This window comes from Nocardia elegans NBRC 108235, assembly GCF_001612845.1.
Lineage (GTDB): Bacteria > Actinomycetota > Actinomycetes > Mycobacteriales > Mycobacteriaceae > Nocardia > Nocardia nova.
This window is the reverse complement of the sequence record NZ_BDBF01000057.1, coordinates 13644-37318: the sequence shown is the minus strand read 5'-3', so window position 1 is coordinate 37318 and position 23675 is coordinate 13644. Positions and strand designations below refer to the sequence as shown.

Below are 23675 nucleotides of genomic sequence, written 5' to 3'. Positions count from 1 at the left end.
GCCGATGGGAACCTTCGCCACATCCCGCCGAACGGGCGCCCCGGCCGGGGCCGCGAACAGCGGTCTGCGGGTGCGTGATTCGGATCGCGTCGACGCCTGCGCGCTGCTGGACGCCGCCCGCGACGACGGTCAGCTCTCCGACTCCGAGCACGGGCGGCGCACCGCCGCGGCGATGCGGGCGCGCACCTTCGCCGACGTGGAGAAGGTCATCGGCGATCTGCAGATTCCGGCAAATATGGCCGACGCCCCCGTCGTGCGCCCAGCGCGACGACGGCGTGCCCGACGGTGGGTACTGGCGGGCGGTGCGGTGGCGGCTGCGGCACTGATCGGCATGTTCTGCGGCTGGGTGAGCAGCGACGACGGTCCGCTCGCCGACCACACGCCGCCGGATATGACGACCGCCGCCGGTATCGAGGCGTTTCTGTCCGATTACCGTCAGCACTACGGCGATCTGCTCGCCGACGACGTGACGCTGATGCCGGAGAACGCCTCGATCGAACGGCCCCGCACGGGGGACCGGTCGATTTCCGAAAGAGCTTCCTACAAGGGCGAATTCGACACCTGGACGACCAGCAGCCGGGATCCGAAACTCGAGCCGATCGACCTCGCGACGATCGATGTGCCGAAATTGGCGGCCCTGCTGGCCGGAGCTCCGCGAACCGTCGGGTCGCCGCAGACGAAGGTCAGCCATCTGATCATCGGTCGCGACAGCTCCGCGCCGGATCACCCGCCGACGATCACCATCTTCACCGAAGGCGCCCGCAGCGGGCATCTGGTGGTCGCGCCGTCCGGTGAACCACTGGTGGTCTACAAATCCCAGCCGTGAGGCAGGAGACGTCGGCCGTCCTCGCCGGCGGGTTTGACCTGTGCGTCTCGGGTTAGCCGGGTAGTGAATCGCCGGGTCGACGAAAGTGGGGTGTCGCAGATGAGCGCGAACGAGGATCGGATCGCCCGGGAACTGCTCGACCGAGCGGGGACCACCTATGCGGCCGAGGCGGGAATCACTCTCGCCGACAAACCCGCTCCGCTGTTCCAGCTCCTGGTGCTGGCCCAGCTCATGAGCGCCCGGATCACCGCCGATATCGCGGTCGCCGCCGCGCGCGAACTGCGATCGAGCGGCTACCGCACCCCGCAGCGCGTCGCCGAGGCCGACTGGCAGGACCTCGTCGACGCGCTGGGGCGCGGCCACTACCGCCGCTACGACGAATCCACCGCCACCCGGCTCGGTGAGAACGCCACCATCCTGCTCGACCGCTACCACGGCGATCTGCGGAAACTGGCCGCCGAAGCGGATCGGGACCCGGACCGGCTGGCCGAATCGCTGCACCAGTTCAAGGGCATCGGCCCGACCGGCGCCGAAATCTTCCTGCGCGAAGTTCAGGATGTCTGGACCTGGGTGCGCCCGCATTTCGACGACCGGGCCCGCAAGGGTGCCGATCTGCTGCATCTGTCGACCGATCCGAAGCGCCTCGACCGCCTCGGCCCTTCCGGCCACGACGCGGAATTGGCCGCCGCCCTGGTTCGGGTGAGTCTCGACAAGGATCTCGCCGACCGGGTACTCGCGGCCGCCGGCTGAGGGTCGGATGGTCGAAACGCCTGGTCATCCGCGTATTGCGGGACCAGGCCCGGTGAGCGCCGCGTGCGCTCCGGCGGGCCGGGAAATTTTTTCGTCCGGCCGGGAATGAACCGTCCGCCCCGCTCGTTGAGCTGATCGACGCAAGGTTGAGTGAAAGCGACTCAAGTCTCTGGTTGACTCCGACGGGATCGGGGGGCAGGATTGAGCCGACCACGCTCAGTGTTGCTGAGGACCGTGCTCCGTGCGGTGTCAGGGGCGAGGTCCGGCCGGCACGAACAGTGCCACACGCAGGGTCGCCCCTGCACCACACACAGTTACATCACCTAGGAGGAACCACTATGGCTCGTGCGGTCGGTATCGACCTCGGGACCACGAACTCGGTCATCGCTGTTCTCGAAGGCGGTGAGCCGGTCGTCGTCGCCAACTCGGAAGGTTCGCGCACCACCCCGTCGGTCGTCGCGTTCGCCAAGAACGGAGAGGTTCTCGTCGGGCAGCCGGCGAAGAACCAGGCGGTGACCAACGTCGATCGCACCATCAAGTCCGTCAAGCGCCACATGGGCGAGGACTGGACCGTGGAGATCGACGACAAGAAGTACACGGCGCAGGAGATCAGCGCCCGTACCCTCATGAAGCTCAAGCGCGACGCCGAGGCCTACCTGGGCGAGGAGATCACCGACGCGGTGATCACCGTGCCCGCCTACTTCGAGGACGCGCAGCGCCAGGCCACCAAGGAGGCCGGCCAGATCGCGGGTCTGAACGTCCTGCGCATCGTCAACGAGCCGACCGCAGCCGCGCTGGCCTACGGCCTGGACAAGGGCGACAAAGAGCAGACCATCCTGGTCTTCGACCTCGGTGGCGGCACCTTCGACGTCTCGCTGCTGGAAATCGGCGAGGGCGTCGTCGAGGTTCGTGCCACCTCCGGCGACAACCACCTCGGTGGCGACGACTGGGACAACCGGATCGTCACCTGGCTGGTCGACAAGTTCAAGGCCAGCTCGGGCATCGACCTGACCAAGGACAAGATGGCCCTGCAGCGTCTGCGTGAGGCCGCGGAGAAGGCCAAGATCGAACTGAGCTCCTCGCAGAGCACCTCGATCAACCTGCCCTACATCACCGTGGACGCGGAGAAGAACCCGCTGTTCCTCGACGAGCAGCTGACCCGCGCCGAGTTCCAGAAGATCACCTCCGATCTGCTGGACCGCACCCGCGCGCCGTTCCAGTCGGTGATCAAGGACGCCGGTATCTCGGTCAAGGACATCGACCACGTGGTGCTCGTCGGTGGCTCCACCCGTATGCCCGCGGTCTCCGAGCTGGTCAAGGAACTGACCGGCGGCAAGGAGCCCAACAAGGGCGTGAACCCGGACGAGGTCGTCGCCGTCGGCGCCGCCCTGCAGGCCGGTGTGCTCAAGGGTGAGGTCAAGGACGTCCTGCTGCTCGATGTGACCCCGCTGTCGCTGGGTATCGAGACCAAGGGTGGCGTGATGACCAAGCTCATCGAGCGCAACACCACCATCCCGACCAAGCGGTCGGAGACCTTCACCACGGCCGACGACAACCAGCCGTCGGTGCAGATCCAGGTCTTCCAGGGTGAGCGCGAAATCGCCTCGCACAACAAGCTGCTCGGCTCCTTCGAGCTGACCGGCATCCCGCCGGCCCCGCGCGGTGTGCCGCAGATCGAGGTCACCTTCGACATCGACGCCAACGGCATCGTCCACGTCACCGCGAAGGACAAGGGCACCGGTAAGGAGAACACGATCAAGATCCAGGACGGCTCCGGCCTGTCCAAGGAGGAGATCGACCGGATGATCAAGGACGCCGAGGCGCACGCGGCCGAGGACAAGTCGCGTCGCGAGGAGGCGGAGACCCGCAACCAGGCGGAGTCGCTGGTCCACCAGACCGAGAAGTTCATCGCGGACAACTCCGACAAGGTGCCGGCCGAGACCAAGGAGAAGGTCGAAGCGGCTATCGCCGAGGCCAAGCAGGCCCTGCAGGGCAGCGATATCGCCGCGGTGAAGTCCGCGGTGGAGAAGCTGGCCACCGAATCGCAGGCACTGGGTCAGGCGATCTACGAGGCTTCGGCTGCCGAGGGTGGCGCCGCCGCCGACGGTGCGGGCAACGCGTCCGCCGGTGACGACACCGTGGTCGACGCAGAGGTCGTGGAAGAGCCGGAGAAGAAGTGACGGAACAGAACCCGAAAGAGGAGCCGGTCACCATCGTCGACAACCGAAAGATCGACCAGGACGGGAAACCGTCCGCTCCGCAGGGTGATGTGAGCGAGGCCGCAGCCGGAAACGACACGGCTTCGGCCTCCGCTTCGGCCGGCGAGGGCGACGCCCTCGCCGACAGCATCAGCGCCGAATTGTCCGAGCGCACTGCGGATCTGCAGCGGCTGACCGCGGAGTACGCGAACTACCGCCGCCGCGTCGACCGCGACCGCAAGGCCGCCATCGACTCGGCCAAGGCCGCGGTGGTCACCGAATTGCTCGGTGTGCTCGACGATCTGGATCGTGCCCGTGCCCACGGAGATCTCGAGTCCGGACCGCTGAAGTCGGTCGCGGACAAGCTCGCCGACGCGCTGCAGAAGCAGGGCCTCGAGGAATTCGGTGTCGAGGGTGAATCTTTCGACCCGACCCTGCACGAGGCCGTGCAGCACGAGGGTGAGGGACACAACCCGGTGATCGGGGTGGTCATGCGTAAGGGTTACCGCTTCGGCGACCGCGTCCTGCGCCATGCGCTGGTCGGAGTCACCGATGGGGTAGCGGATCTGTCCGATTCGTCGGACACTGCGAATGCCGGCCGAGATGCCGACGGTGCCGAGTAACACACAGTCGCGCAATGTGACGGAAGGAGGAGATGCCCGGTGAATCGGGAGTGGCTGGAAAAGGACTTCTACAAAGAGCTGGGTATTTCCTCCAGCGCGACCCAGGACGAGATCAAGAAGGCCTACCGGAAACTGGCCCGGGATCTGCATCCGGACAAGAATCCGGGAGATACCAAGGCCGAGGAGCGCTTCAAAGCGGTCAGCGAGGCGCATGCCGTGCTGGCCGATCCGGAGAAGCGCAAGGAGTACGACGAGGCCCGGCGGTTGTTCGCCAGCGGCGGTTTCGGCCGCGGCGGCTACGCCCCGGGTGGCGGCTACACCGGCGGTGGCGGCTTCTCCAACGAATTCAACCTGGGTGACATCTTCGGCGGTGCGGCCGCCGGCGCGGGTGACGGCGGTCTGGGGGATATCCTCGGCGGCCTGTTCAACCGCGGTGGCACACGGACCACGTCGCGCCCGCGACGGGGCAGCGACGTGGAGACCGAGACGACTCTCGGGTTCCGCGAGGCGGCCCAGGGCGTGACCGTTCCGCTGCGGATGACCAGTCCGTCGCCGTGTACGACCTGTCACGGCAGCGGCGCCAAGCCGGGCACCAGCCCGCGAGTGTGCCCGCACTGCAACGGAACCGGCGTGATCAGCCGCAACCAGGGCGCGTTCGGGTTCAGCGAACCCTGCGACGACTGCCGTGGCACCGGCTCGATCATCGACGACCCGTGCACCGACTGTCACGGCACCGGCATCCAGAACCGGACCCGCACCATCACCGTGCGCATCCCGCCCGGGGTGCGCGACGGGCAGCGGATCCGGTTGGCGGGCCAGGGCGAGGCGGGTCTGCGGGGCGCGCCCGCAGGCGACCTGTACGTGACCGTGCACGTCAGCCAGGACAAGGTCTTCGGCCGCAACGGCGACGATCTGACCCTGGTGCTGCCGGTCAGCTACAGCGAATTGGTGCTGGGTACAACGGTTTCCGTGCCTACACTGGAAGGCAGAGTCGGAGTGAAGGTGCCACCCGGCACCGCCGACGGCCGGACGCTGCGAGTGCGCGGGCGCGGTGTGCCCAAGCGCGGCGGCGGCGCCGGTGACCTGCTGGTCACGGTGAAGGTCGCGGTACCGCAGAAGCTGGACGACGAAGCCACCGAGGCGCTGCGGCGCTACGCGGAGGCGGAGAAGGCCGGCGGGTTCGACCCGCGCGCAGGTTGGGCAGGTGCGTAATGAACGGTGATCCGAAGAATCGGGCAACCGGCACCGAGTACTTCATGATCTCGGTGGCGGCTCAGCTGGCGGGAATGCACGCGCAGACGCTGCGGACCTACGACAGACTGGGATTGGTTACGCCGCAACGCACTTCCGGCGGCGGCCGACGTTATTCGTCCCGGGATGTGGAACTGCTCCGCGAGGTGCAGCGCCTGTCCCAGGACGAGGGCGTCAACCTGGCCGGGATCAAGCGGATCATCGAACTCACCAATCAGGTCGAGGCGCTGCAGCAGCGGGTGGGTGAATTGACCGCCGAGGTCGAACGCCTGCGTGCCGGGCATCGGCCCGATATGGCTCCGCCGCAACGCAGTACCGCACTGGTGGTGTGGCAGCCACGCAACAAACGGCGGTAGGCGGTTTCGGCTCTGTGCCGTTCCGCGACCGAACACACCGTGCGACAGCGCCCCCGGATCGGGGGCGCTGTTCGCGTATCCGGGCCTCGTTCCGGCACTCAGCATGCACCCGGCAAATGTGAAAATCGCATATCGAGTCGTGCACAACCACTCTCGAACACGCCGAAATACATGGCGTGTCACGGTCTTTGAGTCGGTTTCCAGGGGGCTACACACTCCGGGACCTCGGTTCGGCCGAATTACCTCCCTGTTGTTCGTTCAGTGCGTCCCGCGCCCGGCAAACCTCGCCTACACTCGGTCTCCATCGGCTGCGCCGCGTGTCCGGCGGCACCGCGCTCACCGGACCGGCCCGTGTTCGACGTGCGAAATGGGGTTGTGGACAGATGGATTCGCGGACCGTCGCGCTGATCAGAACCACGTTCAAGGCGGTGGCCGCGGAGGAAGGCGGCCCCGAACAGCTCGCCCGATCCTTCTACGCCCTGCTGTTCACCGAATATCCGCAGCTCCGGGATTTCTTCCCCGCCGCTCTGGAGGTGCAGCGCGACCGGCTGGTCAAGGCCATCGGGTATGCCGTGGACCGGCTGGAGGAGCCCGAGCAACTGCTGCCCTTCCTGGCGCAGCTCGGCCGCGACCATCGCAAATACGGTGTGGTAGCCGAACATTATGCGGCCGTGGGTAATTCGCTCAAGAGCGCCCTGCGTGCGCATGCCGGCACCGAATTGTGGACCGATGAGGTGGAACAGGCCTGGGACGCCGGCCTCGCGTTGATCACCCAGACGATGATCGGCGCCGCCGATCAGGAGACGACGCCGCCGGTCTGGACCGGAACCGTCGTCGAACATCGCGAGGTGCTGTGCAATCTGGCCGTCGTCCGGCTGCAGCTCGACCAGCCCATGACCTATGCGGCCGGACAATATGTGAGTGTGCAGATCCCGGCCCGCCCGCGGATGTGGCGGTACCTGTCCCCGGCTATCCCGGCGAATCCCCAGGGCGAGATCGAATTCCATATTCGCAGCGTCAGTGGCGGCTGGGTCAGTCCGGCGATGGTCGGCCATACCGCGATCGGCGACCAGTGGCTGCTCGGGGCGCCGCTCGGCGGGCTGGGGGTGCCGCGCAACACGCGCCGCAAGATGCTGATGGTCGGCTGCGGCACCGGCATCGCTCCGCTGCGCGCGCAATTGCTGGCGATGTCGCAACGCCGGTCCAATCCGAAGGTCCACCTGTTCGTCGGCGGACACCATCCGTGCGATCTCTACGATCTGCCGACGTTGAGCGAACTGGCTGTCGCGAACAAATGGCTCACTGTCGTTCCGGTCACCGAAAGCGACGAAAACCCCTGGTGGTATTACCATCCGGAACGTGTCGAGCCCGATCTTCCGGGCATAGCGCCGCGCGAAACGGGACAGATCGGAGCGGTCGTGGCCCGCGGCGGCGACTGGTCGGACTGCGATGTCCAGATCGTCGGATCACCGAGTACGGTGCAGACCACCAAATTCCGGTTGATGGCGGCGGGCACGCCCACCGAGAACATTCGCCACGATCCGCTGTTCTAGCCGGCGCCGGCGCGGATCAGAGCCCGTCGAAGCGGATTGCCTCCGGCGGCGTACCCGTATTGACCAGCACTTCCAGCGTGGCCTGGGTCATTCCGGGCGAACCGCACACCAGGACCTGGTGGTGCAGCAGCGGGCCCATATCGCCCACCACATCGGCCAGCGTGCCCTCCATCATCTCGTCGACATCGAATCCGACATCCACGCGGCAGCTCTCGTACCACTGGTCGACCCAATTCGGGTCCTCGGCCCTCTCGACCACGGGAATCACCGTGAGCCAGGGCATTTCGCCGGCGAGCAGGTAGAGCATGTCGGAGGCGTAGAGGTCGCGCGGGCTGCGTCCGCCGATGAACAGATGGGTGCGCGGTGGCTCCGGGCGACGGGACAGATCCAGCAGGAGCGAGCGCATCGGCGCCAGACCCGTTCCGCCGGCGATCATCACGAGGTCGGTGGTGCCGGGGTCGACGCTCAGCCACCCGGCGGGAGCGCTGATCCGCCATTCGTCGCCAGGAGCCGTTTCGGTGACGATCGATCCGCTGCACCATCCGCCCGGGACGGTGCGGACGTGGAATTCGAGTTTGCCGTCCAGTGAGGGCGGCAGCGCGGGCGACAGCCGGCGGCGCATACCGGGATGCTGCGGAATCTGGACCTCGACCGATTGGCCCGCCTCGAACGGGACGAATTCGCCGATCAACCGGACCACCGCGAGATCGTGGCGCAGCCGATGATGTCCGACGACGGTCGACGACCATTCCGTCGGCGCGTCCAGCCGAATCTCCCCGGTCTCATCCGGACCCAACGTCACCGTTCCTCCTGTGATCCGAGGGACAGCTGCCGCCCCCGAAAAGTCTTGTGCCGGGCGCGGTCCCGTGTGCTCACGCCCGCCCACCAAGGTACGCCGCGGACGCCGGGTTGCCTACCGATTGCCGCTCACACCGGGTCGGCGCTGATGATGTGTTCGGGGGTGCCGACCGCCAGCAGCGCCCGCTTGGTGTCGGCGATCATCCGCGCCGATCCGGCGATCTGGATCTGCCGATCCGACCACGAGCCGAAGCTGGCCACGACCGCGCCCAGATTCCCGATCAGCCGTCGATGCATGCCGTACGGCGGGTCCGCGGGCGGATGCGGATGCCACCACGGATTCGTGTCGCTCTCACAGACCGGCACCACCGTCAGCCACGGATTGCTCAGCGACAGCTGCCACATGTTCTCCACGTCGTACAGATCGCACGGATAGCGGCCGCCGATGAAGAAGTGCACGCGCGGGTTCACGCCGCGCCGGCCCATCTCGATCAACTGCGCGCGCAGCGGCGCGATTCCGGTCCCGGAGCCGATCATCAGCACGTCGCGCTGGGATTCGGTGTCGATGTGCAGGCCGCCCAGCGGCCCGGCGATCAACCAGGTGTCGCCGACCTCGGTTTCGCCGACGATCGCGGGACTGACCCAGCCGGTGCGGATCTTGCGGACGTGGAATTCGATCTCGCCGTACGGGTTCGTGGGAATGGCCGGGGACAGATACCGCCACATCTTCGGTCGCTGCGGGATCGAGACCGGTACGTACTGCCCGGCCTGGTAGGGGATCGGCTCGTCGGATTGCAGGCGCACGATCGCCAGGTCGTCGAGTACGCGCCGATGGCCGACCACCGTCGCTTCCCAATACGGTCGCGAGGTGTCCGAGTTGGCGCCGATGGCCATCGAGGCCGAGATCAGGATGGCGATATCGCGCCAGCCGTCCTCCAGATCGGGTGTCCAGAGCGGACCGTTGTAGGTGACGAAGGCAGCCAGCAACGCGCGTCCGGCGGCATCGTAATGTGCCGCCGCGACACCGTATTTGCGGTGGTCGAGGGCCAACTGTTCCAGGAACCGCTGCGCGCGGTCCCAGTTCTCCAGATGATCCAGCACGAACTGGATGGCCGTGACAACCCGCTTGGGCTGCATATCCATCGTGTGCGGGAACAATTCGCGCAGGCCGGGAGCCTCCGCGAACAGATGCCTGTAAAACGCGCCGATCAATCGTTCGGGCCCTTGCGGCGCCTCGACGATCGACCGGAAGTTGGCGCGGACCAGCGCTGCCGAACGCGCATCCACGACGTCGAGCTTCCTTTCCTTCAATGTGTCCGACTACAGCTGCCGTGTCGTCGGCCCCCGCGGACCAGTATCCCCGAAAAAACCGTGGTCGTGCGGTGATGAGCGGATCACTTTACCCAGATCCACCAAGGGTGAAACGATTGGCCACAGGTTCCTGAAATATGTCAAACTTGAGCGGAACAGACTCAACTCCTACCGCGTTGGACTACTCAGAAGAGTCGGACCGCCCGGACCCGACCGAACACAACGCGAGACGACCGTAGGAAGGTGATCGTGGACTCGTTCAACCCCACCACCAAGACCCAGGCTGCCCTGACGGCTGCCCTGCAGGCGGCTTCGGCTGCCGGAAATCCGGAGATTCGTCCGGCTCACTTGCTGGTGGCGCTGCTGGATCAAACCGACGGCATCGCCGCCCCCCTGCTCAAGGCTGTCGCGGTCGACCCGGCAACGGTGCGACGCGAGGCACAGGACATCGTCGACCGACTGCCCCGCGCGACCGGCGCCACCACGCAGCCGCAGCTCGGCCGGGAAGCGCTCGCCGCGCTCACCGCCGGCCAGCGCCTCGCCACCGAACTCGGTGACGAGTACGTCTCCACCGAGCACGTCGTGGTGGGTCTCGCCGAAGGCGACTCCGATGTCTCGCAGCTGCTGCTGAAGTACGGCGCCACCGCGGACGCGCTGCGCGAGGCGTTCACCGCCGTGCGTGGCAACACCCGCGTGACCAGCGCGGACCCCGAGGGCACCTATCAGGCGCTGGAGAAGTACTCCACGGACCTCACCGCAGCCGCGCGCGAGGGCAAACTCGATCCGGTCATCGGCCGCGACACCGAGATCCGGCGCGTGGTGCAGGTGCTGAGCCGGCGCACGAAGAACAACCCGGTCCTCATCGGTGAGCCCGGTGTCGGTAAGACCGCCATCGTCGAGGGGCTGGCCCAGCGCATCGTCGCCGGGGACGTTCCGGAATCGCTGCGCGGGAAGACGCTGGTCTCGCTGGACCTCGGTGCGATGGTGGCCGGCGCGAAGTATCGCGGTGAGTTCGAGGAACGGCTCAAGGCGGTGCTGGAGGAGATCAAATCCAGTGCCGGACAGATCATTACGTTTATCGACGAGCTGCACACCATCGTCGGCGCCGGCGCGACCGGCGAATCGGCGATGGACGCCGGCAACATGATCAAGCCGATGCTGGCGCGCGGTGAACTGCGCCTGGTCGGTGCGACCACGCTCGACGAATACCGTCAGCACATCGAGAAGGACGCCGCCCTGGAGCGCCGCTTCCAGCAGGTGCTGGTCGGCGAGCCGTCGGTGGAGGACACCATCGGCATCCTGCGCGGGCTCAAGGAGCGCTACGAGGTACACCACGGTGTGCGGATCACCGACTCCGCGCTGGTGGCGGCCGCGACCCTCAGCGATCGCTACATCACCTCGCGGTTCCTGCCCGACAAGGCGATCGACCTGGTCGACGAGTCGGCCTCGCGGCTGCGCATGGAGATCGACTCGCGGCCGGTCGAGATCGACGAGGTCGAACGGGCGGTGCGCCGCCTCGAGATCGAGGAGGTCGCCCTCGCCAAGGAGACCGACGAGGCGTCCAAGCAGCGACTCGACAAGTTGCGCCAGGAACTGGCCGACGACCGCGAGAAGCTGAACCAGCTGATGGCGCGTTGGCAGAACGAGAAGCAGGCCATCGACTCGGTCCGCACCATCAAGGAGCAGCTGGAATCGCTGCGCGGTGAATCCGAGCGCGCCGAACGCGACGGTGATCTCGGCAAGGCCGCCGAACTGCGGTACGGCCGCATCCCGCAGCTCGAGAAGCAGCTCGCGGAGGCCGAGAAGAACGCGGGCAAGGCCGGCAGCGGCAGCCTCGAGGACGAGGTGATGCTCAAGGAGGAGGTCGGTCCGGACGACATCGCCGAAGTGGTCTCCTCGTGGACCGGCATCCCGGTCGGCCGCATGCTCGAGGGTGAAACCCAGAAACTGCTGCGGATGGAGGAGGAACTCGGGCATCGGGTGGTCGGACAGGCCGAGGCCGTCACCGCGGTCTCCGACGCGGTGCGCCGCGCCCGGGCCGGGGTCGCCGACCCCAACCGGCCGACGGGCTCGTTCATGTTCGTCGGACCCACCGGTGTCGGTAAGACCGAGCTGGCGAAGGCCCTCGCGGACTTCCTTTTCGATGACGAGCGCGCGATGACCCGCATCGATATGAGCGAGTACTCCGAGAAGCATTCGGTGGCTCGCCTCGTCGGCGCCCCGCCCGGATATGTCGGCTACGACCAGGGCGGCCAGCTCACCGAGGCGGTCCGGCGACGGCCGTACACGGTGGTGCTGTTCGACGAGATCGAGAAGGCGCACCCCGACGTCTTCGACATCCTGCTGCAGGTACTGGACGAGGGGCGGCTCACCGACGGCCAAGGCCGCACGGTGGACTTCCGCAACACCATCCTCATCCTCACCTCCAACCTGGGTGCCGGTGGCGACAAGGAGTTCGTGATGAACGCCGTGCGCTCGGCGTTCAAACCGGAATTCCTCAACCGCCTCGACGACGTGGTGATGTTCTCCGCGCTCAACGAGGAGCAGCTCGAGAACATCGTCGACATCCAGTTGGCGCAGCTGCAGAAGCGGCTCTCGCAGCGGCGGCTGAAGCTGGACGTCAGCGATTCGGCGCGGTTCTGGCTGGCCGTGCGCGGCTACGACCCGGTCTACGGCGCCCGGCCGCTGCGCCGGCTGATCCAGCAGGCCATCGGCGATTCGCTCGCCAAGGAACTGCTGGCCGGTGAGGTCACCGACGGCGACCTGGTGAAGGTCAACGTCGCACCCGACGGCGACGGGCTGATCGTGGGTCGGTGACGACCGAGCCGTCCGGGATTCAATGAACGGGGCGCGGTGTGTGAGTGAATCGCACACCGCGCTCCGGCGTATCCGCCGGATTCCGCCCGCTCAGGTTTCCGAGGTTGTCGCACTTCGCTGAAGCAACGCCGATCTGCACCTACCCTGGTGAGCATGACGAATCCGAGCGACCCGTGGGCGCAGCGTCCGGATTCACCCGATACGCCGACCGAGAAGCTCGGCGCGTCGGGCCGGCATCCGGACGACGGCGCCAACCACACGACGGAATACTCGGAAGCGTACGGTCAGAGCCCCGAGCCGTACGAGAGCACTCGCCCCTACGGACATCCCGGGCCCTACGAACAGACCGCGCCCTACGAATTCCCGTCCCATCCCGAATATGAGGGCCGGTACTTCGAACAATCGCCCGGCCCGAACGCGACCCGAGAACTTCCGCCCTACGACAGCCAATGGGGCGCCTACGAATCCGGGTACAGCGAACCGGGCGGATACCCCCCTTACGGTTCCGGCGCCCCCGGCCCCACCGGCCCGCAGGGAGCGGTCGGCCCGACCGGACTGCCCGTCGAACCGCCGCGCCGCCACCGCACCGGCCTGTGGATCGCGCTGACCGCGGCCGTCTTCGTCCTCGTGGTCCTCGGCGGCATCGCCGCGGGCCTGCTGCTCGCCGGCAACGACTCCTCGTCCTCCGATGCGGCCGCCACCGGCCGGCCCGCGCCGACGCGCGTACCGGTCGTCCCGCCGAACCCGTCCGGCGGCGCGCAACCCAGCCTCCCGCAGCTACCGGGCCTCGGCGACATCGACGGTCTCGGGGCGACCATGGGGACCGTGAACAGCAACGACGGAACGACCATCATGCTGCAGTCGCTGCTGGGCAACTCGGTCACCGTGCACACGGACGCGCAGACCCAGGTGATCTCGATGGGATCCGGGAAGGTCTCCGATCTGAAACAGGGCGACATGGTGGTCGTGCAGGGGGACAAGAACCCGGACGGGTCCATCAAGGCGAAGATCATCATCAGCACCCAGTTGCCGAGGTAATCCGCCTCCGCATCGCCGCGGCGGGATCGTCGTCACTGCCGCGCGGAGGCGGGGGTCGTGCCGGTCATGCGGCGGTAGAACTTCACGAAGTTGGTGGCCTCGGAGAAACCGAGTTCGCGCGCCAGCGCTGCGACGGTGACGTCGGTGGTGGCCAGGCGGCGGCGGGCTTCCAGCGCCAGTCGCTCGTCGAGATACCGCTTCGCGCTGATACCGCGGGCCCGGCGCACCGACCGGTCGATGGTCTTGGTGCCGGCGTGCACGGCCCGCTCGTAGTCGCCGACCCGATGCCGCCGAGGAAATTCGGCTTCGACCGCCGCCGCGAAACGCGCGAAGACCGCGGACACCGGCCCGTTGTCCGATGCGACGCCCGGCGCCGCGGCCACGAGCGGGGTGAGCGCCAAGCGGAGTGCGTCGGCGATATCGCGAGCGCAGGAGGGCGCGGCGAGCACCAATTCCAGATGTCGCAGTGCGGTCGTGACGAGCGGATCTCGCGGATCCATCGCCCATCGGCTCGGCCGGACCGGATCGTCGGCGAACGCCGCGACCCGATGGCCGGGGGCGAGGACGTCGGGGGTGAACAGGATCGCCGTTCCGTGCAGCCGGTCGGCATCGAGCACCTGATGAACCTGCCCGGGCCGCAACCAGAACACCGTGCCCGCGGCCAGATCGTCCGGGCGGAAGTCGACGGCATGCCGGCCCGCGCCACCGGTGATCACACCGACGACGTGGAAATCCGGGCGAACCGGCCGGTGCCGCACCACGCCCCCGAAAACGTCCGGGAGGCGCCGCGACTCGACCGCACGGCCCGCAGCAGCGGGTGCGTAGCCGACGCCGAGTACGTGTTGACCTGTTTCGACCATAACCGGTCGTAAAACTACCTCGTCGTGGCGTCCTGAGCGGAGTGGGATGGAGATATCCGACCAGAACGGAGCACGATGAACACCCTTTCCACCCGAAGCCGGCGCTTCCATCTCCGCGACTCCGGCGGCACCGGCCCGGCCATACTCTTCCTGCACGGCAACCTCATGGACTCGACCATGTGGGACGGCGTCGTCTCGAACCTCTCCGGCTACCGCCGCATCCGCTTCGATTTCCGGCTGCACGGCGATACCGAGGACGACGGTCTGCCCTTCACCTATTGGGACGCCGCGCGCGACGCTCTGAGCGTCCTCGACGCGCTCGACGTGCCGGCCGCTCACATCGTCGGTCACTCGCAGGGCGGATTCACCGCGCTGCGGGCGGCACTGCTGGCCCCGGCACGTATTCGGAGCTTGACACTCATCGATACCGCCGCGGATCCGTTCCCCGGTCCGGCGCTGGAACAAATGGCTCGCATCCGGGACGGTTTCGCCGCCGGTGCGGTCGAGGCGACCGGGGGCGCGGTTCTCGATCTGCTGCTGGGTGACGTCGCGGCGGTCGAGCATTGGCTGGCCCGGATACGACGGCAGCCTGCCGATCGACTCGCTCGCGCGGTCGGGGTGCTGATGGGCGCCGACGGAATCGCCGGCCGCCTCGCCGAGATCACCGCCCCGGCGTTGGTCGTCCACGGCGGTGCCGACCTGCCCATTCCCGCTGCGTCCGGCGCTGCCCTCGCCGCCGCGCTACCCGCCGCGGGGCCGCTGGAATTGCTGGACGGTGTCGCGCACACCCCGCCCGTGACCCACCCCGCCGCGGTCGCCGCGCTGCTGCGCACCTTCCTCGATGCGGTGGTCTGCGATGCCCCACAACGAGTTTCGACAACCGCACCCACGCGATGAGTGCGACGCCGCGGGTGCGGCGCCTTCGCCGTGCCCGCTCGGGGGCGTGACGTCGGAAGGCAGGCGCGAACCGCGGGACGAACGGGCGCGAGCAATTGCACCCGAACCCACTAGACTCAGGTGCGATGACAGCAGCAATCTGGTTCGGCCTCGCGGCGATCGCACTGGTAGGTGCGATCGTACTGCTGTATTTCGATCGCGTGCAGCGGCAGCGGACCGGACACGTACGGCAGGTCTGGGCCAAATCCCAGGGATACACCTACGTTTCGGTCGAACCTTCGCTGGCATCGACATGGCGGCGGGGCGCGATGGCCAAACTGGGGTATCTGTCCGCGATCGATGTGGTTTCCGGTAATCGCAAGGGCGAGAAGTTCGTCCTGTTCGATCTGGAGGACGCCGCGACGCTGGTCGCCGTGCGCCGCCAGATCGGCTCCGACATCGATATCGACCTGCGCCTGAAAACCGCCGCCCCGCCCAAGGACGCCGATCTGGAACTGCTCGGCGCGATCGGCGACCGCGTGGTCTTCGCCACCAATCCGGACGTCGCTCGCCACGCCGTCGACCAGCGGATGGTCCACTTCATCGAAACGCTGCCGCACACCGTGCAGCAGTTGTGGAGTGAGGGCAACTGGACGCTGGGCATGTTGCCGGTCGGCACCGCGGCCAAGGATTGGGAGGCCGCGATCGATGCCGTGCTGCGGCTCTCGGGTCTGCTGCACGTGCTGCCGCCGGTGGCCGGTGGCGACCGCGGCCGCCTGGAATCCGATCAGCACGATCCCGTTCGTCCGCGCCCGAATGCCGAGGAACCCGGTGAAGCCGACCAGGGCTACCGCGAGCAGGGCTATGGGGACCAGGGCTATCGGGACCAGAGCTACGACGACCGGGCCGACCGCGGCTTCCGCGATCAGGATTACGGCGACCGGTTCGAGCGCTTCGAAGACGACGAGTTCGATGACGGATTCGACGACGAGCAAGGTCCAGGCGACCGATTCGACGACGACCACGATGTGCGTGACGAGCGCGCGTCCGGGCCCCGGGACGGCGCAGCCCCCGGCGGCCGCAGCCGGTTCGCGCACGAGAACGTGGACGGCATCGACCGCGGAAACATCGCTCGCGGTGGCACCGACGCACCGGCCGGCCCCCGCCCCGGCGACACTCGCCCCGGCGACACCCGTAACTCCGGCGAACGCCCGGCATCCGATTCGGCGGACCGCGAGTCCGGTGTGATCGCCGCGCCGGTCGGCGATCTCGCTGGCGAGTCCGAGCAGCAGCCGCCGCGTCGCCCGGCGCTCGCGGTGGTGCCGGATCCCCGCAACCGGGTCCGCCGTAACTGGCCGCCCGCCGAGGAATTCCTCGAGGGCGAGGAAAACGATTCGGCCGCAGCGGATTCCGACGAACCGCAGGCCGAGGACGAGCTGCCGCCGCGGCCGGGCGGTCCGTTCCATCCGGGGTTCCGTCCCTATCAGGGCCCCGCACCGCGGTGACCGGTCCGGTTCGCGAACCGGTGTCCGGGCACCGGGATTATCCGCCCGACACTAGGTGGTTGACGACCCATGACCGATAGCCCCGCAGACCCGGGGGCCGCACGCCTCCCCGGTGCCACCCGTCCGGTCGCCCTGGTGACCGGACCGACCTCCGGTATCGGCCAGGGCTACGCCACCCGCCTGGCTTCCCTCGGCTACGACCTGGTGCTGGTGGCGCGCGACGAGCAACGCCTGACCGCCCTCGCCTCGGAATTGCAGCACCGCTTCGATACCCGCAGCGAGATCCTGGCCGCGGATCTGGCGCGCGAGCAGGACCGCGACACCGTCGCCGGGCGGCTCGGCGAGGGCGTGGACTTCCTGGTCAACAATGCCGGATTCGGTATCTCGGGTGAGTTCTGGACCGTGGATCCGCGGGAATTGCAGGCCCAACTGGATGTCAACGTCACCGCGGTGCTGCAATTGACGCGTGCCGCACTGCCGCCGATGATCGCCGCCGCCAAGGGTTCGGTGGTCAATGTCGCCAGTGTGGCCGGGCTGGTACCGGGCCGCGGCTCGACCTATTCGGCCTCCAAGGCCTACGTCATATCCTTGACCGAGGGCCTGGCCGGCGGACTGGCCGGGACCGGGGTCCGGGTGCAGGCGCTGTGCCCGGGATTCGTGCACACGGAATTTCACGAGCGTGCCGGAATCGAGATGTCGTCGCTACCGAAGCCGATGTGGCTCGATGTCGATCAGGTGGTGTCCGGTTCGCTGCAGGATTTGGAGAAGGACCGGGTGATCAGTGTGCCCGGGGTGCAGTACAAGGTGCTCACCACCGTCGCCGGGCTGATCCCGCGGAATCTGGTGACCCGGCTCAACCGAGGCATGTTCAACGCACGGGGAAGGACATAAACCCACATGATCGAATCCACCACCGACCGCGACAGATTGGCCGAGCTGGTCCGGGAGCTCGCCGTCGTGCACGGCCGGGTGACCCTGTCCTCCGGTAAGGAGGCCGACTACTACGTCGATCTGCGCCGGGCGACCCTGCATCATCAGGCGGCGCCGCTGATCGGCACCCTGCTGCGAGAGCTGGTGTCGGACTGGGAGTTCGACGCCGTCGGCGGGCTCACCATGGGCGCGGATCCGGTGGCGCTGGCGATGCTGCACGCCCCCGGTCGCCCGCTGAACGCGTTCGTGGTGCGCAAGGCCGCCAAGACGCACGGCATGCAGCGCCAGATCGAGGGGCCGGAAATCTCCGGTAAGCGTGTGCTGGTCGTCGAGGACACCACGACCACCGGCAATTCGCCGCTGACCGCAGTCCGGGCACTGCGCGAGGCCGGTGCGACCGTGGTCGGCGTCGCCACCGTGGTCGATCGCGAGACCGGCGCCGACCAGGTGATTGCCGAGGAGGGACTGGAGTACCGCTCCATTCTGGGCCTGAAGGATCTGGCTCTGGGGTGATATTTGGGCCTGGGTTAGCCTGGACGCTGGTCTTATGTACGACAGCGTGAAGGGTCGAGTGAGTCTCCTGTGGTGAGCATTGCAATCAACGAGGGTCGCAAGAATGTTGCGATGCTCGGCATCGGGGCATACCGGCCGAAGCGTGTCGTCAGCAACGCCGACGTCTGCGAGGTTCTCGATTCCACCCCGGAGTGGATCTTCGAGCGCACCGGCATCCGCAATCGTCGCTGGATCAGCGGTGACGAGACCCTGCGCTCCATGTCGGCGGCCGCCGGGGAGCGGGCCGTCATCAACAGCGGTATCGATCGCAGCAAGATCAGCGCGCTGATTCTGGCTACCTCCAGCTGGCTCAAGCTCACCCCGCACGGTGCGCCCTCGGTGGCCTTCGATCTCGGGATGAACGGCATCCCGGCCTTCGACCTCACCTCCGGTTGCGGCGGATTCGGCTACGCCCTCGGTGTGGCGGCCGATCTGATCCGGGCCGGTTCCGCCGAATACGTGCTGGTGATCGGCGCGGAAACCATGACGGTCGGCCTGGACCCGACCGACCGCGGCACCGCCATGATCTTCGGCGACGGCGCCGGTGCGGTCGTGGTCGGCCCGAGCGACGTCAACGGCATCTCCCCGACGGTGTGGGGCAGCGACGGGGAGAGCGCCGAGGCGATCTCCCAGGACGTCAACTTCTTCGACTACATGGACCGGGCGGAGCGACTGCAGGGCACCGATCCCGAGGTGGAGCCGGTGGGCCGGATGGCGCTGCGGATGGAGGGGCCGCGCGTATTCCGTTGGGCCGCAGTCACTCTGCCCCGCGCCCTGTCGACCGCGCTGGAGGTGTCGGGCGTGGCCAAGGAGGATATCGAGGTCTTCGTGCCGCATCAGGCCAATGCGCGCATCAACGAACTGATGAAGAAGAACCTCGGCCTCGCCGACGACATCCCGATGGCCAACGACATCGAGAACACCGGCAACACCTCCGCCGCCTCCATCCCGCTGGCCATGGAGGAGATGCTGGTGACCGGTAAGGCCAAGGGCGGACAGCTGGCCCTGCTGCTCGGCTTCGGCGCCGGGCTGAGCTACGCCGGGCAGGTGGTCACCCTCCCGCCCAAGCCGATCGAACCCAGTTTCTGACCGGCCGCGACCGTCGCACCGGTCCACCGTCGTCGTGGATTGATGAGGAGATTCCGAATGGCGCGACCGTTCCGTGCTGCGTACGTGGGTGCCGCGGTGATCACCGTCCTCGGCGCGGCCACCGGGCGGGACCGGTGGCAGTGGGCGACGAAGCCGCTGCTCATGCCCCTGCTGGCGGCCGATGCGATCCAGGCCGGGCGCGCGTCCAGCGCCGGTGAGGTCTCCGCTGGTGAGGCGGACCGGCGAGGGGGCGAGCACGCCTCCGAGTCGGCCGGCCATGGCAACGCCGAGCCTGCTCGCGCGACGGGTGACCGGGGATCGTCGCAGTCCGATCGGGCTCTTCTGCTCGGGTCGCTGGCGGCGGCCACCGTCGGCGACGTACTCCTGATAGATCCCGACGACGACCGCCGTCTGGTCGCGGGCGCTTCGGCCTTCGCGGTCATGCAGTGCGGATACTCGGCGCTGTGGTGGCGGCGCGGTGCGCGGCCGCAGCCGATGGTCGCGGCGCCCCGGCTCTTCGCGTGGCTGGGCGCCGCCATGCTGTTGCGGGCGCGCGCGCCCCGCATCGCCGCGCCGCTGACCGCCTACGGTGCGACGCTGGGTACGGCGGCGACTCTCGCCTCCGATCCGGCCCTGGCTCCCGGCGCGAAAGTCGTTGCGGGAACCGTGGTTCCGGGAAGCGACCCGCGCAGCCGCCTGGCTCTGGGCGCGCTGTTGTTCACACTCTCCGACGGCATGATCGTGCTGCGTCGCCTCTTCGCTCGGACGACACGGTCGCGCCGTGCGAGCGAGGCCGTCATTCTCGCGACCTATGCCGGTGCCCAGTACCTGCTGACCGCGCCGACCCACTTCGACTGAACCCCACCGCCATCGCGCGACCGCGCGGCCGGATGCTCACAGGCAGAGCATGATCCGATCGCGGTCGGCCGGATCCACCCGGATCGAAATCGTCTCGCCCACATGCATTCTCGGCCGATCGATCGGTGCGACGTCGAAAACGACCGTGCCCCGATAGGTTTCCGAACCGGGAACGGTCAGCTCCAGATCGAGTTCGGTCAGTTCCGTGTGGTGATCCGTGTACTGCAGCGGGTGCACCCGCTCGATGGTCGCCCACCCCTCCAGCCCGTGCCGCAACAACCGCCGATCCGACCGCGACGGCCGCTGCGCCAGTAACATCCCGATCCCCACACACGACCCGAACGCCCCCACCATCGCCATGATCTGATACGGCTCGGTCCCCGGCGGCGTGTGCTGATGCACCCACCCCAGCCAGACCCCGAGCACGATCACATACCCGACCGTCACCCCGAGCACGGTCCGAAGAATGCGTACGTGGTCCATAACCGCCTCCACCACCCCGCGGATACCTCAAGAATAAGCCCCACCACTCCCACCCCGCCCGCATAGCGCATAACGGACAGACACGTTTCGGCCACCCCACCGAGACCGGTGGTCTCCAGCTCACCGCGCGAGTCCGCCACCCGCGTCACCGCCGCATATCCGCCCGTTACCGCTGGCCGCGGCTACTCGGATCGGGATTCGGTCAGCGCGGACAGATCGAGGGTGACGGGAGTGCCGGTCACGTCGATTCGAACCGTCGATCGCGTGTCTGCGACCAGCTCGTAGTAGTCGTCGACCCATCGATAGCCGGTGAGTGTTGTCGGAGCGTCGAGGTCGACGAGCCAGTAGTGCTCGATCCCGGCCTCGGCGTATTCGGCGAACTTGGTGACACGGTCGGTGCGCCGTGAGCCAGGGGAGAGAATCTCCACCGCCAGCAAGACCTCGTCGGCATTCCAGCGCGGGTTGGTCTCGATTCCGGCCTCGGGGACGACGATGAGATCCGGGACTCGGATAGTCGGGGGAGCGACCGGGTCGATGACAACCTCGGTCTCGGTCAGGACGCCGAACGCCGGGGGCAGTTGTGGCTCCAGCTGTGCGGCAGAGCGCCACATCGCTCGTTGATGTTTCGACACCGGCCTCGGTGACACGACGAGTAGCCCCTCCACGAGCTCGTAGCTACGGCTGTTGTCCTCCGGCAGCGCCTCCCAGTCCGCCATCGTCAGTAGACGATCGGGCCAATACATAACCACGTGCTCACCTCCTCTCGTTTGCCCTGGTCCACTCAGTGTTCCACAGCTGACCGACAGCTCCGGGCAGTCCGGCGGCGAGCCGCTGCCGCCGCGCTATCCCCGCAGGCGCAGCACCGCCATGACCCGGCGGTGGTGGGTGTCGGACGGGGGGAGGTCCAACTTCAGGAAGATGTTGCCGATGTGTTTTTCCACCGCGCGTTCGGTCACGGTGAGGGTGGTGGCGATGGAGGCGTTGGTGAGGCCCTGGGCCATCAGTTCCAGGACTTCGCGTTCGCGCGGGGTGAGGCGGGCGAGCGAATCCTGTTGCCGGGCAGCGCCGAACAGCTGGCTCACCACCTCGGGGTCGAGGGCCGTACCGCCGGTGGCGACGCGCTGCAGCGCGTCGACGAATTCGCGGACGTCGGCTACCCGGTCCTTGAGCAGGTAGCCGACACCGCCCGCGCCGCCGGCGAGAAGTTCGGTGGCATAACGGGTTTCGACCCATTGAGAGAATACGAGCACTCCGGTGGCGGGGAATTTCCGGCGCAGTTCGATGGCGGCGAGCAGACCTTCGTCGGTGAACGAGGGCGGCATCCGTACGTCGACCACGGCGACGTCGGGACGGGTTTCGGCCACGATCTCGCTCAGCCGGATCGCATCGCCGACCATGGCCACGATCTCGTGACCGCGATCGGTGAGCAGTCCGGCCAGACCGTCCCGCAGGATCGCGCTGTCCTCGGCGATCACGATCCGCAGGGCGTCGGCGGTGCGGCCGGCCTCGGCCGTACTCATTGCGGGCCCGCGATCGGCAGGGTGACGGTGATATTGGTGGGCCCTCCGACCGGGCTGTCGACGGTCAGGTTGCCGTCGACGGAGCGCGCCCGTGCGGCGAGACCGGCCAGACCACCGCCGACCAGCCGCTCGGTCGGCGCATCGGCCCCGGCCTCGGATTCGCCTCCCACCGGACCGGGCTGTCGCACCCCACCGTGACCGTTGTCGCGCACGCTCACCATCATCGTCGCGGCGCCCGCCGGCGCGACGGACACCCACGCCGCGGTCGCCCCCGAATGCTTCACTACGTTGGTGAGCAGTTCCGCGACCGAGAAATACGCGATCGCCTCGATCGCCGGACTGGGCCGCTGCGGCAGGTGGACGCGCAGTTCGACCGGTATCGCACAACGTGCGGTCAGTGTCTCCAGCGCCGGTTCCAGTCCCAGTTCGAGCGCGGGGGGATGGATGCCGCGCACCAGTTCCCGCAGCTCGGCGATGGCATCCTTCGAGCTCGCCCGGGCATCGGCGATGAGCGCGGCCGGGTCGGCGCCCGCGGCGAGTCGTTCCTCGGCACGCCCCAGCGTCATCGCGATACTCACCAGCCGTGCCTGGGTGCCGTCGTGCAGATCGCGTTCCAGCCGCCGCAGCGTCGCCGCGGAATCCTCGACCGCGACGCGCCGGCTCTCCTGCAGTTCGACCATCCGCCGATCGCCCGCGGTCGGTGTCAGCAGCACCAGCATCAGTCCGCGATGCGCCCAGCACACCGCGCGCACGAGCCACGGCAGCAGGAAGCAGCCGATGACGCCCAGTGCCGCCAGACCGAGTACGCGCGGCCAGGTGTCGATGTAGTAGTCGCCGAACTGCGCCATCGAATGATGTTCGCGCCCTTGCGGATCCACGTTGACGGGGTGGAAAACCGCCCACGGGATGGGGGAGATCGCGGTGAAGACGGTCACCGCGATCACGGTCAGCACCACGTATCCGACGAACACCCCGAGGACCGCCTCGGCGACCAGGAAGGCCAGTGCCCGCCATGCGGTGCGATCGGTGAAGACGCTGCGGAACCAGCCCACCAGTCCCGGCCGGGCGGCGAAATTCGGCGGCGCCGGCAGATCGGCGGACAGTAGCGCGGCACCCACGGCCCGGTAGACCCGTCCCCAGATCCGGCCGCCCAGCAGCACCCCGGCCAGCAGCGGAGCGCCGATGATCAGGATCGAACTGTAGAGCCCGACGCCGTAGCCGACGAACAGATAGGCCAGCACCAGACAGCCCAGAATCGCGGCGACGACCAGGTAGGCCAGCTCTTTCCAGGTGCGTGCCTGGAACGGGGCACGCAGGATCGCCCGCAGCACCGACCCGGCGGTCGGGCGCGAGTCCGGACGGTCGAGTACGAGCGTCGGTTCGGCGAGTGTTTCGGTCATAGCTTCCATGCTGGTCGGAGCCGATCCGCGCAGCGAGGGAGCAGACCGGCGAATCGACGGTGTGGACAGCACCACCATCGG

At 67.9% G+C, this 23675-nt stretch carries 22 protein-coding genes; 15 read left to right on the top strand and 7 right to left on the bottom strand.

Features of this window, described 5'->3' with window-relative positions; genetic code table 11:
- Positions 1-4: 4 nt before the first annotated feature.
- The 7 genes from NE2_RS30355 to NE2_RS30325 all read left to right on the top strand — a co-directional run bounded on the left by NE2_RS30355 (position 5) and on the right by NE2_RS30325 (position 7557).
- Complete coding sequence (locus tag NE2_RS30355) at positions 5-826, top strand: DUF1707 domain-containing protein (RefSeq protein ID WP_063909525.1); 822 nt, start codon at positions 5-7, stop codon at positions 824-826.
- Between the two features lie 99 nt (positions 827-925).
- Complete coding sequence (locus NE2_RS30350; RefSeq protein ID WP_063031655.1) at positions 926-1576, top strand: HhH-GDP family DNA glycosylase; 651 nt, start codon at positions 926-928, stop codon at positions 1574-1576.
- Positions 1577-1914: 338 nt separating this feature from the next.
- Complete coding sequence (gene dnaK, locus NE2_RS30345; RefSeq protein ID WP_030516678.1) at positions 1915-3756, top strand: molecular chaperone DnaK; 1842 nt, start codon at positions 1915-1917, stop codon at positions 3754-3756.
- Positions 3753-4397, top strand: a complete 645-nt coding sequence (grpE, locus tag NE2_RS30340) for a nucleotide exchange factor GrpE (RefSeq protein ID WP_030516677.1) — start codon at positions 3753-3755, stop codon at positions 4395-4397. The genes dnaK and grpE overlap by 4 nt, the downstream gene beginning before the upstream one ends.
- 39 nt (positions 4398-4436) lie before the next feature.
- A complete protein-coding gene (dnaJ, locus tag NE2_RS30335) occupies positions 4437-5609 on the top strand; it encodes a molecular chaperone DnaJ (RefSeq protein ID WP_063017336.1) in 1173 nt (390 codons plus the stop codon).
- Positions 5609-6004, top strand: a complete 396-nt coding sequence (locus NE2_RS30330) for a heat shock protein transcriptional repressor HspR (RefSeq protein ID WP_063017334.1) — start codon at positions 5609-5611, stop codon at positions 6002-6004. Before dnaJ ends, NE2_RS30330 begins: the two co-directional genes overlap by 1 nt.
- 383 nt (positions 6005-6387) lie before the next feature.
- The gene (locus NE2_RS30325) at positions 6388-7557 is read left to right on the top strand and encodes a globin domain-containing protein (protein ID WP_063031632.1); all 1170 of its coding nucleotides are present in this window, start codon (positions 6388-6390) and stop codon (positions 7555-7557) included.
- 16 nt (positions 7558-7573) lie between these two features.
- Here the strand turns inward: NE2_RS30325 and NE2_RS30320 are convergent, their stop codons facing one another.
- A complete protein-coding gene (locus tag NE2_RS30320; RefSeq protein ID WP_081879635.1) occupies positions 7574-8359 on the bottom strand; it encodes an FAD-binding oxidoreductase in 786 nt (261 codons plus the stop codon).
- 125 nt (positions 8360-8484) lie between these two features.
- Entirely contained in the window at positions 8485-9642 is a 1158-nt protein-coding gene (locus tag NE2_RS30315) for an FAD-binding oxidoreductase (protein ID WP_030516672.1), read from the bottom strand.
- 273 nt (positions 9643-9915) lie between these two features.
- Between NE2_RS30315 and clpB the strand changes: the two genes are divergently transcribed.
- Together clpB and NE2_RS30305 are read left to right on the top strand one after the other, a co-directional pair.
- Positions 9916-12483: an ATP-dependent chaperone ClpB gene (clpB, locus tag NE2_RS30310; protein ID WP_063031653.1), complete on the top strand. Its 2568-nt coding sequence runs from the start codon at positions 9916-9918 to the stop codon at positions 12481-12483.
- Between the two features lie 153 nt (positions 12484-12636).
- On the top strand, positions 12637-13521 hold the full coding sequence (locus tag NE2_RS30305) for a DUF5666 domain-containing protein (RefSeq protein WP_063031630.1): 885 nt from the start codon (positions 12637-12639) through the stop codon (positions 13519-13521).
- 32 nt (positions 13522-13553) lie between these two features.
- Here the strand turns inward: NE2_RS30305 and NE2_RS30300 are convergent, their stop codons facing one another.
- Positions 13554-14381, bottom strand: coding sequence for an AraC family transcriptional regulator (locus NE2_RS30300; protein WP_063031628.1), 828 nt, complete (start codon positions 14379-14381; stop codon positions 13554-13556).
- A gap of 75 nt (positions 14382-14456) precedes the next feature.
- Here NE2_RS30300 and NE2_RS30295 point away from each other — a divergent pair, with 75 nt between their 5' ends.
- The 6 genes from NE2_RS30295 (at position 14457) to NE2_RS34580 (ending at position 20191) form a co-directional block, all read left to right on the top strand.
- Positions 14457-15278 carry an alpha/beta fold hydrolase gene (locus tag NE2_RS30295; RefSeq protein ID WP_063031626.1) on the top strand — a complete coding sequence of 274 codons (822 nt, stop codon included), beginning with the start codon at positions 14457-14459 and terminating at the stop codon, positions 15276-15278.
- Positions 15279-15403: 125 nt separating this feature from the next.
- The gene (locus NE2_RS37350; protein WP_063909523.1) at positions 15404-16762 is read left to right on the top strand and encodes a TtfA family protein; all 1359 of its coding nucleotides are present in this window, start codon (positions 15404-15406) and stop codon (positions 16760-16762) included.
- 69 nt (positions 16763-16831) lie between these two features.
- Positions 16832-17653, top strand: coding sequence for an SDR family NAD(P)-dependent oxidoreductase (locus tag NE2_RS30285; protein WP_063031625.1), 822 nt, complete (start codon positions 16832-16834; stop codon positions 17651-17653).
- Between the two features lie 6 nt (positions 17654-17659).
- Positions 17660-18205: an orotate phosphoribosyltransferase gene (gene pyrE / locus NE2_RS30280; protein WP_030516665.1), complete on the top strand. Its 546-nt coding sequence runs from the start codon at positions 17660-17662 to the stop codon at positions 18203-18205.
- Positions 18206-18274: 69 nt separating this feature from the next.
- A complete protein-coding gene (locus NE2_RS30275; RefSeq protein ID WP_063017320.1) occupies positions 18275-19333 on the top strand; it encodes a beta-ketoacyl-ACP synthase III in 1059 nt (352 codons plus the stop codon).
- 57 nt (positions 19334-19390) lie between these two features.
- Positions 19391-20191 (top strand): lysoplasmalogenase family protein, encoded by an 801-nt coding sequence (locus tag NE2_RS34580; protein WP_084494435.1) that lies wholly within the window; start codon positions 19391-19393, stop codon positions 20189-20191.
- Positions 20192-20227: 36 nt separating this feature from the next.
- On the opposite strand, the gene NE2_RS30265 is transcribed toward NE2_RS34580, so the two are convergent.
- The 4 genes from NE2_RS30265 to NE2_RS30250 all read right to left on the bottom strand — a co-directional run bounded on the left by NE2_RS30265 (position 20228) and on the right by NE2_RS30250 (position 23594).
- A complete protein-coding gene (locus tag NE2_RS30265; protein ID WP_062967790.1) occupies positions 20228-20674 on the bottom strand; it encodes a hypothetical protein in 447 nt (148 codons plus the stop codon).
- Between the two features lie 182 nt (positions 20675-20856).
- Entirely contained in the window at positions 20857-21417 is a 561-nt protein-coding gene (locus NE2_RS30260) for a Uma2 family endonuclease (RefSeq protein WP_063031621.1), read from the bottom strand.
- Between the two features lie 99 nt (positions 21418-21516).
- A complete protein-coding gene (locus tag NE2_RS30255; RefSeq protein WP_174554000.1) occupies positions 21517-22194 on the bottom strand; it encodes a LuxR C-terminal-related transcriptional regulator in 678 nt (225 codons plus the stop codon).
- The gene (locus NE2_RS30250; RefSeq protein WP_228817714.1) at positions 22191-23594 is read right to left on the bottom strand and encodes a sensor histidine kinase; all 1404 of its coding nucleotides are present in this window, start codon (positions 23592-23594) and stop codon (positions 22191-22193) included. Before NE2_RS30250 ends, NE2_RS30255 begins: the two co-directional genes overlap by 4 nt.
- Between the last annotated feature and the right edge of the window lie 81 nt (positions 23595-23675).